Below are 12283 nucleotides of genomic sequence, written 5' to 3'. Positions count from 1 at the left end.
GAATGGAGTGTTCATGACTATTGTTGCTGTGGTGGGTCTCGGTTACGTCGGTTTGCCTCTCGCCGTCGAGTTCGGCAAGAAGATGCGGACCATCGGTTACGATCTGTCGGCGAGCAAGGTGGCGCACTATCGCCGCCACGTCGACCCGACCGGTGAGGTCAGCAGCACCGATCTCGCGGCGGCCATCCACCTCGAAGTCGGCAACGATCCGACGGCTCTGGCGGCGGCGGACTTCGTCATCGTTGCCGTACCGACGCCGGTCGACCCGGCGCACCAACCGGACTTCGGTCCGTTGATCGGCTCGTCGGAGGTGGTCGGGAGGAACCTCAAGCGTGGCGCGACCGTCGTCTTCGAGTCGACGGTGTATCCGGGCGCGACCGAGGAAGTGTGCATCCCGATCATCGAGAAGTGTTCCGGGATGAAATGGAAGCAGGACTTCTTCGTCGGTTACTCGCCCGAACGGATCAATCCGGGCGACAAGGAGCGGACGCTGACGAAAATCGTCAAGGTGGTCTCCGGTGACACCCCGGAAACCCTCGAGCGCGTTCGCCAGATGTACGCCAGCGTCATCACGGCCGGCGTCTTTCCGGCGTCGAGCATCAAGGTTGCCGAGGCTGCCAAGGTCATCGAGAACACCCAGCGCGACCTCAACATCGCCCTGATGAACGAACTGGCGATCATCTTCGATCGTGTCGGCATCGACACCGTCGAGGTCCTCGAGGCGGCGGGCAGCAAGTGGAACTTCCTGCCCTTCCGGCCGGGACTCGTCGGTGGTCACTGCATCGGCGTCGACCCCTATTACCTGACGCACAAGGCGGAGATGCTCGGCTATCACCCGCAGGTGATCAACGCCGGGCGGCGGATCAACGACGGCATGGGCAAGTTCATTGCCGAGCAGACGGTCAAGCAGTTGATTCGCAATGGCTGGCAGGTCAAGGGGGCACCGATCATCGTCCTTGGCCTGACCTTCAAGGAGGACTGTCCCGACCTGCGCAACTCGCGCGTCATCGACGTCATCCGCGAACTCGAGTCCTACGGTGCGCGCGTGATCGTGCATGAACCGGTGGCCGATGCAGCCGAGGCACGGCACGAGTACGGCGTCGAGCTGGCGCCGTGGGACGAACTGCCGGCGGCAGCGGCGATTGTCGCTGCGGTTGCCCACCGCCAGTTCAAGGAGCGTCCGTTGTCCGATTTCGTCGGCAAGCTGCAGCCCGGCGGTGTGCTGACCGACGTCAAGAGCATGTTCAACGAAGCGCAGCTGGTGGCGCACGGGGTGAGCGTGTGGCGTCTGTGAGTTTTACTGCGGCGCCGGTGTTGTCGTCGCTCGCTGAGCGGTTGCGGCAGCGCCCGGCGCGCTGGCTGGTGACGGGAAGCGCCGGCTTCATCGGCTCGCACCTCGTCGAGAACCTGCTCCGTATGGGCCAGACGGTAGTCGGGATGGACAACTTCGCGACCGGCCACCGGCGCAACCTGGACGAAGTGCAGTCGCTGGTTGGCGTCGAAGCCTGGCACCGGCATCGCTTCATCGAGGCCGACATACGCGACCTCGACGCCTGCCGTGAAGCCTGCCACGGGGTGGAGATCGTCCTCCACCAGGCGGCCCTCGGTTCGGTGCCGCGCTCGTTGGCCAATCCGTTGGCGACCAATGCCAGCAATGTCGACGGTTTCCTCAACATGCTCGTCGCCGCCCGCGATGCCGGCGTGCGGCGGTTCGTCTATGCGGCGTCGAGTTCGACCTACGGCGATCATCCGGCGTTGCCCAAGGTCGAGGAACAGATCGGCCGGCCGCTGTCGCCGTACGCCGTCAGCAAGCTGGTCAACGAGTTGTACGCCGACGTCTTCGCGCGCTGTTATGGCCTGCCGTCGGTCGGCCTGCGCTACTTCAACGTCTTCGGCGCGCGCCAGGACCCCGAGGGGGCCTACGCCGCGGTCATCCCACGCTGGACGCGCGCGATGCTGCTCGGCGATGTCGTGACGATCAACGGTGACGGCGAGACCAGTCGCGACTTCTGCTTTGTCGACAATGCCGTGCAGGCCAACCTGCTGGCGGCGACGAGCGACGATGCGGCGGCAGTGAATCAGGTATACAACGTCGCCGTCGACGACCGTACTTCGTTGAACCGGCTGTTCGACGTCCTGCGGGAGGCCTTGCTCGACTTCTGTCCCGACGTGCGCGACTTGCGACCGGTGCATGGCGATTACCGACCAGGCGACGTGCGCCACTCGCGCGCCGACATTTCCAAGGCCAGGCGTCTGCTTGGCTATTTTCCAAGCCACCGGATCGAGGAGGGGGTTCGGGCGGCGATGCCGTGGTACGTGTCACGTTTCGGCGTGGCCGCTGGAGTTCGTTGATGAAAGCTTCCTGTCTTGGCTGTTCCGCCCTGATGCGCCGGGGTGCAATCCTTTTCTGCGGCCTGCTGGGTCTTGCCGCGCCATCCCTTGCCGCTGCCGCCGGCGTCGCGGCCAAGGAGTCCGAGGCCGAGCGCCGGCTGGCGCTGCGCAAGGAGGCTCTGGCGCACGAGCACGGCGAGGGCGTGCCGCGCGATTACGCGCGCGCGGTGAAGCTCTATTGCGAGGGCGCCCGAATGGGTGATGCCGAAGCGCAGTTCAACCTCGGCTGGATGTACGCCAATGGTCGCGGCATCGAGCGCGACGATTCCCGGGCGGCGTACTTCTTTGCCCTGGCGGCGAGGCAGGGACACGAGCAGTCGCAGAGGATGCAGCGATTCGTCGGCGAGCCGGCGGCGACCGTTCCCGATTGCATGCGCGGCTTCGCCTTCCTCGACGACGGCAAGGATGTCCTCGTACCGATCACCGAAATGCAGAAAAAGGTCGTCGGTCTGGTCAACCAGCTGGCACCGGAGTACGGCGTCAGTCCGCGGCTGGCTCTGGCGGTGATCCGCACCGAATCCAACTTCAATCCGGCAGCGCTGTCGAACAAGAACGCGCAGGGGTTGATGCAGCTCATTCCCGATACTGCGGCACGGTTCAACGTCCGGCAGCCATTCGATCCGGAGCAGAACCTGCGTGGCGGGCTGGCGTATCTGCGCTGGCTGCTGGCCTATTTCGAGGGCGACGTCAGTCTGGTTGCCGCCGCCTACAACGCGGGCGAGGGCGCGGTCAATCGCTACCGCGGCGTGCCGCCTTATGCCGAGACGCAGGGTTACGTCAAGCGGATCATCAGCATCTTCAAGCGCGACGATCATCCCTACGACGCCAAGGTGACCACGCCGTCGCCGGAGTTGCCGCGCATCCGTTCGATCCGGGGAGTGTAGGATGCAGGCCGTGCCTTCGGCCTTGCGCCACCTGCTGGCCGCCGTTGCCGTTGTCTGTGGCCTGCTGGGCCTGGCAGGGACGGTGGCAGCCGAACTGCCCGATGTCATCGAGCGGATCAAGCCATCGGTGGTCGTCGTCGGGACGCAGCAGGTGACCCGCAGCCCGCAGTTCGTCATGCGCGGAACGGGCTTCGTCGTCGGCGACGGCCGCACGGTGGCGACCAATGCGCACGTGGTCGCGGCAGCGATCGACGAGGCGGCAGGCGAGAAGCTGGTCATCCTCGTCCGGCCGGCCGCTGGCAAGGCACAGCAGCGGCCGGCCAGGGTCGTCGCGGTGGACAAGGGGCACGATCTCGCGCTGCTGCGCATCGATGGCCCGTTGCTGCCGACCCTCACCCTGCACGAATCGGAGCCCGTGCGCGAAGGCCAGGCGATCGCCTTTACCGGCTTTCCCATCGGCGGCGCGCTGGGGTTGTCGCCGGTCACGCATCGCGGCATCATTTCGGCGATCACGCCGATCGTCCTGCCGGGGGCCAATGCCCGCGAACTGAACGCCCGTGTCGTGCAGCAGATCAGGGAAGGCAGTTTCGACATCTATCAGCTCGATGCGACGGCCTACCCGGGCAACAGCGGCGGCCCGCTGTTCGAGGTCAGCCGCGGCGAGGTGCTTGGCGTCATCAACATGGTCTTCGTCAAGGAAAACAAGGAATCGGTTCTCAGCAAGCCGTCCGGGATCAGCTTCGCCATACCCGTGCGTTTCCTGCGCGAGCTGTTGCAGAAGAGCGGCACGCAGTAAATCTTCGCTTCCCCGGGCCCTGGCCGATGCCCTGGTGCTGCCGCGCCATGCGGCCGGGGCAGTCCTTGCCCGACAGGGAAATCGATCATCTGCCGCCGCGGTCTCCTTGTCGGACCCGGCTGCCAACGGCCTGTTGCCGGTGAGCGGTGGCTGCCTTCCTGCGCACGAACCTTCATTTTGCGGCTGTCTGAGCCGGCTTCTGGTAGCATGCTCGCTGCTCCGACGGACCGTCAATGACCGCCTTGCTCGCTGAAGTCTTTTCCGCCTCCGGGCCGCTCGCCGCGGCGGTTCCCGGTTATCGTCCGCGGTCGCAGCAGCTCGAACTGGCAGAACGCATTGCCGCCGCCATGGCGGCCAACGCGGTGCTCGTCGCCGAAGCCGGCACCGGCACCGGCAAGACCTATGCCTACCTCGTTCCGGCGCTGCTCTCGGGGGGCAAGGTGATCGTGTCCACGGGGACGAAAAACCTGCAGGACCAGCTTTTCGCGCGCGACATTCCGACCATCCGCAAGGCTCTCGGCCTGCCGGTCCGGGTTGCCCTGCTCAAGGGCCGTGCCAACTATCTCTGCCACCACCATCTCGCACGCTCGCTCGCCGATGGCCGCTTCCTGACGCGCGAGGATGCTGCCTGGGCGCAGCGCATCGCACGCTTTGCCCAGCAGACGCGCAGTGGCGACAAGGCAGAGTGTGTCGATGTGCCCGAGAACGCGACGGTGTGGCCGATGGTCACCTCGACGCGCGACAACTGCCTCGGGCAGGACTGTCCGCAGCACAAGGAGTGCTTCGTCCTTGCTGCCCGCCGTGAGGCGCTGGCCGCCGACCTGGTGGTGGTGAACCATCACCTCTTCTTCGCCGACGTGATGCTGCGCGACGAGGGCACGGCGGAACTCCTGCCGGCCTGCAACACGGTGGTCTTCGACGAAGCGCACCAGTTGCCAGAGGTCGCCAGCCTGTTCTTCGGCGACAGCGTCTCGACCGCGCAACTCCTCGAACTTGGCCGGGACGCGCAGAGCGAAGCGCTGACGGCGGCGCGCGACTGCCTCGACCTGCCACGCCTGAGCGTCCGGCTGGAGAAGGACGTGCGCGATCTGCGGCTCACGCTGCCGGTCGAGCCGGCGCGTCATGCACTGCCGCAGCTTGCCGCCCGACCCCGGTTTGCCGAGGCCCTGGCGACCACGATCGCAGCCGTCGAGGCGCTGGCCGCCCTGCTCGAGACGCAGGCGCAGCGCAGCGAGGGGCTGGACAACTGCTGGCGGCGTGCGGGTAGCCTGCTGCAACGGCTGCAAGCCTGGCAGGCCGGCACCAACGACGACTTCGTCCGGTGGGCCGAGACCTATACGCACGCGCTGCAGCTCAATGCCACGCCGCTGGCGATCGCCGGCATCATGCAGAAGCAGATGAGCGGGCATCCGCGCGCCTGGATCTTCACTTCCGCGACGCTCGCCGTGCAGAACGACTTCGGCCACTACTGTGCGGAGATGGGCCTGGTCGATGCGTCTTCGGCGCGTTGGGAGAGCCCCTTCGATTATCCGCGGCAGGCGCTGCTCTACGTGCCGCGCAATCTGCCCGAACCGAACGCTCCCGACCATGCCGAGGCGGTCGTCGGCGCAGCGTGGCCGGTGCTGCGCGAGAGCGGCGGCCGCGCCTTTTTCCTGTGCACCTCGCTGCGCGCGATGCGCCGGGTCCACGAACTGCTCGCCGACCGGCTCGCCCGCGACGGTCTCGAGCTGCCGCTGCTGCTGCAGGGCGAGTTGGGCAAGAACGAGTTGCTCGAGCGCTTTCGCCGCCTCGGCAATGCCATCCTGATCGGCAGCCAAAGCTTCTGGGAAGGCGTCGATGTCCGTGGCGAGGCGCTGTCGCTGGTGGTCATCGACAAGCTGCCGTTCGCCCCACCCGACGACCCGGTGCTGTCGGCACGACTCGATAGGCTGCGCAGCGAAGGCCGCAATGGATTTCTCGAGTACCAGCTGCCGCGGACGGTCATCAACGTCAAGCAGGGGGCGGGCCGGCTGATTCGCGATGAGAGCGACCGCGGCGTGCTGATGATCTGCGATCCACGCCTGATCGCCAAGACCTACGGCAAGCGGATCTGGCGCAGCCTGCCACCGATGCGGCGGACGCGCGAGCTGGCCGACGCGGTGGCCTTCTTCAGACCGGCAGCCGGTGCCAGCGGTGCATGAACGCGCAACTGCCACCATCGCTGCAAGAACTCCTGCCTGCCGACTGCCGTGCCGCGGCGGAGCTGCTGAATCGTGGTTGCGCCTGCATCTCGGTCGATCACCAGTCGCTGCGGCGGGAACTCGCGGCCTGTGCGCGTGACGCCGGGGCGAGTGACTGGCTGGCGAGCCGCCCGCACCTGTTTGCCAACAGCATGGTCTTCGTCGGCGCACTGCACCTCGAGCGGATGGCGCGGACGATCGCCGCCATCGAACGGGTGGTCGCGCTGCCTGCCTACCAGCAGCGGGTGCTCGCCTACGCGCCGGCGGTGGCGCAGCACGCGCCGGCAGCCGCGGGTGTCTTCCTCGGCTACGACTTCCATCTCGCTCCGCAGGGGCCGCAACTCATCGAGATCAACTCGAATGCCGGTGGTGCGCTGCTCAATGCCGGTCTCCTGCGGGCGCAACGGGCGTGTTGTGCGGCGGTGGCGCAGATCATGCCGCAACCGCCGCCGGTCGAGCGTCTCTTTCTCGACATGTTCCGCAACGAGTGGCGGCTGGCGCGGCCGGAAATGGCGGCGACGCGTCCGCTGGCACGTGTCGCGATCGTCGACGAGGCGCCGGCCGAGCAATACCTGGCGCCGGAGTTCGAGCTCTTTCGCCGGCTCTTTGCCGACAATGGCATCGCTGCGCTGGTCGCCGATCCCGCCGAGCTGTCGTACGATGGCGAGCGGCTGCATTGCCGCGGCGAGGCCATCGACCTGGTGTACAACCGGCTGACCGATTTCGCGCTCGCCGCGCCACGCAACGCCAGCCTGCGCCAGGCCTATCTCGCCGACGCCGTCGTCCTCACGCCGCATCCGCGGACGCATGCGCTGTTCGCCGACAAACGCAATCTGCTGGCACTCGGGGACCAGGAGTGGCTGCGGGCGATCGGCGTGGACCATGGCGACCGCGAGCTGCTCGCCAGCGGCATTCCACGTACCGAAGAGGTCACGCCAGAGAACGCCGACGCTTTCTGGGCCAGCCGCCGGCAGTGGTTCTTCAAGCCGGCCGCCGGTTTCGGCAGCAAGGCGGCCTATCGCGGCGACAAGCTGACGCGGCGGGTGTTCGCCGAAGTCGCACGCGGCGGCCATGTCGCGCAGGCCGTCGTCAGCCCCTCCGAACGCCGCCTGCTGATCGACGGTGTCGAGCAGGACTTCAAGCTCGACCTGCGCAACTATGCATACCGCGGTGCGGTGCAACTGGTTTCGGCGCGCCTCTACCGTGGCCAGACGACCAATTTCCGGACTCCCGGTGGCGGCTTCGCCGCGGTCCTCGCCGTTCCCGGGCAGCGTCGCTGCCTCAGCTGCGAATGAGGATCTTCGGCATCACGGGCTACTCCGGTTCTGGCAAAACGACGCTGATCGAGCGCATGCTGCCGCAGATGATCGAGCGTGGCCTGCGCGTCTCGGTGCTCAAGCACGCCCATCACGACTTCGACGTCGACCGTCCGGGCAAGGACTCGTTCCGTCACCGCCAGGCAGGGGCCAGCGAAGTGCTGCTCGTCAACGCGTCGCGCTGGGTGCTGATGCGCGAACTGCGCGGTGCGCCCGAGCCGACGCTGGCCGAATGCGCGAGCCGTTTCTCGCCCTGTGACCTGCTCCTCGTCGAGGGCTTCAAGCGCGAGCCGATCGCCCGCCTCGAGGTCCATCGGCCGGCGCATGGCAAGCCACCGCTGTGGCCGGAGCAGCGGCAGATCGTCGCGGTCGCATCGGACGAGGCAGAGCCGGCGGGTCTGCCGGCGGGGCTCCGCTGGCTGGACCTGAACGACGTGCCGGCGATCGTCGCTTTCATCCTCGATCATCTTCAACGCACGGAGGAAGCCGATGCTGTCGTTTGAAGAAGCACTTGAGCGTCTGCTCGCGGCGGCTCCGGCGGTCGCCGAGGTCGAGTCGCTGGCGACGCGACACGCCGATCGACGTGTCCTCGCGCAGGCACAGATGGCGACGGTCGATTCGCCGCCGCTCGACAATTCGGCGATGGATGGCTATGCCGTCGCGCTTGCCGATGTCCCGCGGCCGGGGATTTGCCTGCCGGTGACGCAGCGCATTCCGGCCGGCAGCGTCGGCAGCCGGCTGCAACCGGGAACTGCGGCGCGCATCTTCACCGGCGCGCCGCTGCCGCCCGGCGCGGACGCGGTCGTGATGCAGGAACTGTGCGAACACGCTGCGGCACGGGTGCGGATCAACCACCTGCCGCAACCAGGCGAGCACATCCGTCGGGCGGGCAGCGACATCGCCGCCGGCAGCGAGATTCTCGCCTGCGGCCAGCGCCTGCGGCCACAGGACACGGCGCTCGCGGCGTCGGTCGGCATCGCCTCGTTGCCGGTTTTCAGGCGCCTGCGGGTGGCGCTGCTGAGCACCGGAAACGAGCTGCGCATGCCGGGCGAACCGCTGCCGCCGGGGGCGATCTACAACGCCAACCGCTTCCTCCTCGCGGCCCTGCTCGAACGGCTCGGCTGTATCGTCGACGACGCCGGCGAGGTCGCTGACAGCCTGCCGGCGACGCAGGCCGCGCTGCGCGCCGCGGCCGGAAAGAACGACCTGGTGCTCTCGTCCGGTGGCGTCTCGGTCGGCGAGGAGGATCATGTCCGGGCAGCGGTCGAGGGCGCTGGCCGGCTCGAAATGTGGAAGATCGCGATCAAGCCGGGGAAGCCGCTGGCTTTCGGCCATCTGGCGACGAACGGCCGCGAGGTTCCCTTCGTCGGGCTGCCCGGCAACCCGGTATCGTGCCTCGTCACCTTCCTGATGCTGCTGCGGCCGCTGCTTCTGCGGATGCAGGGGGTGCGCGAGGTGGCCCCGGCGAGCTACCGCTTGCGCGCCGATTTCGACTGGCCAAGCCCGGATGCGCGGCGCGAGTTCCTGCGCGTCCGCAGCCATGCCGGCGGCACGGTCGAGCTCTTCGGCAACCAGGGCTCGGGCGTCCTGACCTCGGCGGCTTGGGGCGATGGCCTGATCGACAACCCACCGCAGCAGGTGATCCGGCGTGGCGACGCGGTCTGCTTCATGCCTTTCTCGGCCTTGCTCGACTGAATCCGGGAGACACTGATGCTGAACATTCTCTACTTTGCTTCGGTGCGCGAGCGCCTCGGCCGGTCCGCCGAGGAGCTGGCGCTGCCAGCCGGTGTGCGCGACGTCGCCGGCCTCATTCGCCATCTCGGCCAGCGGGGCGGTGCGTGGGAGGACTTGGCCGGGACCAGGAACCTGCGCTGTGCCGTCAACCAGCAGATGGTGCCGCTCGAGTCACCGCTCGCCGATGGCGACGAGCTGGCTTTCTTTCCACCGGTGACGGGGGGCTGAGGCATGCCGGTGCGCATCCAGGAAGCCGATTTCGACATCGGCAGCGAACTCGCCGACCTCTGCCGTGCCGAGCCGCGGGTCGGTGCTCTGGCATCCTTCGTCGGCCTCGTGCGCGATGTCAGCGGTGGCGACGGCGTCAGCGAGATGAGCCTCGAACACTACCCCGGGATGACCGAGAAGGCGCTGGCGGCGATCGTCGGCGAAGCGCTGCAGCGCTGGTCGCTGATCGACGCCCTGGTGATCCATCGCGTCGGCCGCCTGCTGCCCGGCGACCGCATCGTCCTCGTTGCCGTCGCCGCCGCGCACCGCGCCGAGGCCTTCGCCGCCTGCGAGTTCATCATGGACTACCTGAAGACGCGGGCGCCGTTCTGGAAACGCGAGTTGACTGCGGCAGGGGCGCGCTGGGTCGAGGCGCGTGATGATGACGACCGCGCCGCCGAGCGCTGGCGGCAGCCGGGCGGGTGAGGTGGATCCTGCCGGTGTTGGCTGTGCCATGTGGAGAGGACGAGGCATCCAACCGCCATCGGGGCCGCATCTGCAGACCTGCTCCCGATGGTCCTGGCTCGATTTGCGCTGGATTCTCCCATGCGTGCATCGGCAAAGGGGCTTGCCGCCAGGCGGCGGGCGCAGCCTGATGCTACCGCGCGATCGGTTGATCGAAATCCAGCTCGAGGCTTGGCTATGCCAGCGGAGTGGCGTCGCTTTGCGTCGCCACCGCGCACGGCGTTAGGCCGCGCGCTGCGCCGTGCGGGTCAGCACGGGGCAGCCCGAGCAACAGCGTCGCGGCTTCGCGGGCGTGCCGGCGCTGTCGACTTCGACCGGGAAGCGGCGGACGACGCCCCGGACGCCGCACGTCGCCGAAAAAGAACCGGTCGCCGCCGGCGAAGTGCCGATCGTCACCGCGGTCGAACCCGAATGGACATCAGTGGTTGCCGGTGGTGGTCCGCATCGACGCTTCGTCGTACAACCAGGTGTCGTCGAAGAACGTCACGGTGCCGCTGGCCAGGTCGTGTTTGCCGCCGATGATGCCCACCTTGCCGGCGGCGATCATGTGCTCGAGGATGGTGCTGCGGTTGACGATCGAGCGCACCGAGCGACGCACGTTGAGGTCGGCGACGTTCTCGACGAACGCGGCGTTCATCGAGTTGCGCGCTGCCGGATCGAGTGTCCTGTTCTCTTCATAGACGGCGGGCTGGATTTTCGACAGCAACTCGGTCAGGTTGCCAAGCTCCACATGGTCGCATGCGCCCTTGATCGCGCCGCAGGAGGTGTGCCCGAGCACGACGATGAGCTTCGACCCGGCCACGTGGCATGCGAATTCGAGGCTGCCGATGATGTCGGTGTTGATCACGTTGCCGGCGATGCGTACCGAGAAGATGTCGCCGAGGCCCTGGTCGAAGATGAGTTCCGCGGACGTGCGGCTGTCGATGCAGCTGACGATGGTGGCGAACGGCCACTGTCCGTCGCGCGTCTGGTTGGCCTGTTGCAGCAGGTCGCGGCTCACGCGCAGGTTGTTGACGAAGCGCGCGTTGCCCTCCTTGAGGAACTGCAGGGCAAGCGCCGGGTTGACGGAGGCTTGGGTTTCGGACGTATGCGCTTTCATGGCGGAAGAAGCTTCCTTCGCGGTCATTGATGTTGACCGCGATGTTACCGACCGGTGAAAATAATGAACAATCGATATTCATGATGATTGGCATAGATCAGTATCTATGAATGCAACCTTTCGCCAGCTGCGTCTCTTTCTCGCGCTTGCCGACCACGGCAGCGTCACAGCGGCCGCAGCGGCCTGCCACGTGACGCAGCCGACGGTATCGATGCAATTGCGCGAGTTGGCCGACGCCGTCGGTCTCCCCCTCCATGAGCAGATCGGCAAGCGCCTCCACCTGACCGCGGCGGGCGAGGCGCTGGCGGCGACGGCGCGGGCGATGCTCGACGAATGGCTGGCGTTCGAGCAGGCCGTCGATGCGATGAAAGGGCTGGAACGGGGACGCCTGCGCGTGTCGCTGGCGAGCACCGCGAAGTATTTCGTGCCGCGCCTGCTGGGCAGCTTCTGTGCGGCGCACCCGAACATCGAGATTGCGCTCGAAGTCCTGAATCGCGACGGTGTCGTCGCCCGTCTGCGCGAGAACCGCGATGACCTCTACATCATGTCGATGCCGCCCGAGAACCTCGACCTCGAACGCCACGAGTTCCTGCCCAATCCGCTGGTCCTCATCGCCAACGAAGGGCACCGGCTGGCGGGGCGGCCCCTCGAACTCGCGGACCTCGCGGCCGAACGCTTCATCCTGCGCGAACGGGGTTCGGGGACACGACTGGCGTGCGATGCTCACTTCGCATACCATGGCTTCGTTCCCGAGGTGCGGCTCGCGCTGGGCAGCAACGAGGCGATCAAGCAGGCCGTTGCCGGGGGCCTCGGCCTGGCGGTGATCTCGCACCACGCCCTGGCCGCCCGACCCGCGGGCGATCAGCTCACGATTCTCGATGTGCAGGGCTTCCCGCTCCAGTCCCGCTGGTTCACCCTCTACCCACACGGCAAACGCCTGTCTCCGGTGGCGGCCGTCTTTCTCGAACACCTCGAGCAGACGGCATGCGAGCCGGTTGGGCGCCGTGACTCCTGCTGGCACGGACAGACTCTGGCCGAGGGATGAGTGGTGCAAGGTCCACAGGCCCGCTGTCGACGCGCCATCCTGTTGTGATAGCCTTGCCGTTCCAGAA

General features: G+C 67.2%; 12 protein-coding genes. 11 read left to right on the top strand and 1 reads right to left on the bottom strand.

Going from position 1 to position 12283, the window contains the following annotated elements; genetic code table 11:
- Positions 1–13: 13 nt before the first annotated feature.
- From NFW30_RS17980 to moaE, 10 genes are all read left to right on the top strand, one after another.
- The gene (locus tag NFW30_RS17980; protein ID WP_295349431.1) at positions 14–1294 is read left to right on the top strand and encodes a nucleotide sugar dehydrogenase; all 1281 of its coding nucleotides are present in this window, start codon (positions 14–16) and stop codon (positions 1292–1294) included.
- 17 nt (positions 1295–1311) lie between these two features.
- Complete coding sequence (locus NFW30_RS17975) at positions 1312–2352, top strand: SDR family oxidoreductase (RefSeq protein WP_295349462.1); 1041 nt, start codon at positions 1312–1314, stop codon at positions 2350–2352.
- A complete protein-coding gene (locus NFW30_RS17970; protein WP_034936197.1) occupies positions 2352–3275 on the top strand; it encodes a transglycosylase SLT domain-containing protein in 924 nt (307 codons plus the stop codon). Before NFW30_RS17975 ends, NFW30_RS17970 begins: the two co-directional genes overlap by 1 nt.
- A gap of 1 nt (position 3276) precedes the next feature.
- Positions 3277–4071 (top strand): serine protease, encoded by a 795-nt coding sequence (locus NFW30_RS17965; protein WP_295349428.1) that lies wholly within the window; start codon positions 3277–3279, stop codon positions 4069–4071.
- Positions 4072–4304: 233 nt separating this feature from the next.
- Positions 4305–6251 (top strand): ATP-dependent DNA helicase, encoded by a 1947-nt coding sequence (locus NFW30_RS17960; protein WP_295349426.1) that lies wholly within the window; start codon positions 4305–4307, stop codon positions 6249–6251.
- Complete coding sequence (locus NFW30_RS17955) at positions 6248–7585, top strand: hypothetical protein (protein WP_295349424.1); 1338 nt, start codon at positions 6248–6250, stop codon at positions 7583–7585. Before NFW30_RS17960 ends, NFW30_RS17955 begins: the two co-directional genes overlap by 4 nt.
- Positions 7582–8109, top strand: a complete 528-nt coding sequence (mobB, locus tag NFW30_RS17950; RefSeq protein ID WP_295349422.1) for a molybdopterin-guanine dinucleotide biosynthesis protein B — start codon at positions 7582–7584, stop codon at positions 8107–8109. The genes NFW30_RS17955 and mobB overlap by 4 nt, the downstream gene beginning before the upstream one ends.
- Positions 8096–9301, top strand: coding sequence for a gephyrin-like molybdotransferase Glp (gene glp, locus NFW30_RS17945; RefSeq protein ID WP_295349421.1), 1206 nt, complete (start codon positions 8096–8098; stop codon positions 9299–9301). The genes mobB and glp overlap by 14 nt, the downstream gene beginning before the upstream one ends.
- A 15-nt stretch (positions 9302–9316) precedes the next feature.
- On the top strand, positions 9317–9568 hold the full coding sequence (gene moaD / locus NFW30_RS17940; RefSeq protein ID WP_295349420.1) for a molybdopterin converting factor subunit 1: 252 nt from the start codon (positions 9317–9319) through the stop codon (positions 9566–9568).
- Positions 9569–9571: 3 nt separating this feature from the next.
- Positions 9572–10033 carry a molybdopterin synthase catalytic subunit MoaE gene (gene moaE / locus NFW30_RS17935; RefSeq protein WP_295349418.1) on the top strand — a complete coding sequence of 154 codons (462 nt, stop codon included), beginning with the start codon at positions 9572–9574 and terminating at the stop codon, positions 10031–10033.
- 457 nt (positions 10034–10490) lie between these two features.
- Here moaE and NFW30_RS17930 read toward each other — a convergent pair whose 3' ends face one another.
- Positions 10491–11171 carry a carbonic anhydrase family protein gene (locus tag NFW30_RS17930; protein ID WP_295349416.1) on the bottom strand — a complete coding sequence of 227 codons (681 nt, stop codon included), beginning with the start codon at positions 11169–11171 and terminating at the stop codon, positions 10491–10493.
- Positions 11172–11277: 106 nt separating this feature from the next.
- Here NFW30_RS17930 and NFW30_RS17925 point away from each other — a divergent pair, with 106 nt between their 5' ends.
- On the top strand, positions 11278–12216 hold the full coding sequence (locus tag NFW30_RS17925; protein ID WP_295349414.1) for a LysR family transcriptional regulator: 939 nt from the start codon (positions 11278–11280) through the stop codon (positions 12214–12216).
- The last annotated feature ends 67 nt before the right edge of the window (positions 12217–12283 follow it).

The organism is Accumulibacter sp. (assembly GCF_023806635.1).
Taxonomy (GTDB): domain Bacteria; phylum Pseudomonadota; class Gammaproteobacteria; order Burkholderiales; family Rhodocyclaceae; genus Accumulibacter.
This window is presented reverse-complemented; position numbering and strand designations above follow the sequence as displayed.

Bases quoted from the DNA above. Each gene is read 5' to 3' on its own strand.
- NFW30_RS17980 (WP_295349431.1), top strand. From the start codon at position 14: ATGACTATTGTTGCTGTGGTGGGTCTCGGTTACGTCGGTTTGCCTCTC.
- NFW30_RS17970 (WP_034936197.1), top strand. From the start codon at position 2,352: ATGAAAGCTTCCTGTCTTGGCTGTTCCGCCCTGATGCGCCGGGGTGCA.
- NFW30_RS17965 (WP_295349428.1), top strand. From the start codon at position 3,277: ATGCAGGCCGTGCCTTCGGCCTTGCGCCACCTGCTGGCCGCCGTTGCC.
- NFW30_RS17960 (WP_295349426.1), top strand. From the start codon at position 4,305: ATGACCGCCTTGCTCGCTGAAGTCTTTTCCGCCTCCGGGCCGCTCGCC.
- NFW30_RS17955 (WP_295349424.1), top strand. From the start codon at position 6,248: ATGAACGCGCAACTGCCACCATCGCTGCAAGAACTCCTGCCTGCCGAC.
- mobB (WP_295349422.1), top strand. From the start codon at position 7,582: ATGAGGATCTTCGGCATCACGGGCTACTCCGGTTCTGGCAAAACGACG.
- glp (WP_295349421.1), top strand. From the start codon at position 8,096: ATGCTGTCGTTTGAAGAAGCACTTGAGCGTCTGCTCGCGGCGGCTCCG.
- moaD (WP_295349420.1), top strand. From the start codon at position 9,317: ATGCTGAACATTCTCTACTTTGCTTCGGTGCGCGAGCGCCTCGGCCGG.
- moaE (WP_295349418.1), top strand. From the start codon at position 9,572: ATGCCGGTGCGCATCCAGGAAGCCGATTTCGACATCGGCAGCGAACTC.
- NFW30_RS17930 (WP_295349416.1), bottom strand. From the start codon at position 11,171: ATGAAAGCGCATACGTCCGAAACCCAAGCCTCCGTCAACCCGGCGCTT.
- NFW30_RS17925 (WP_295349414.1), top strand. From the start codon at position 11,278: ATGAATGCAACCTTTCGCCAGCTGCGTCTCTTTCTCGCGCTTGCCGAC.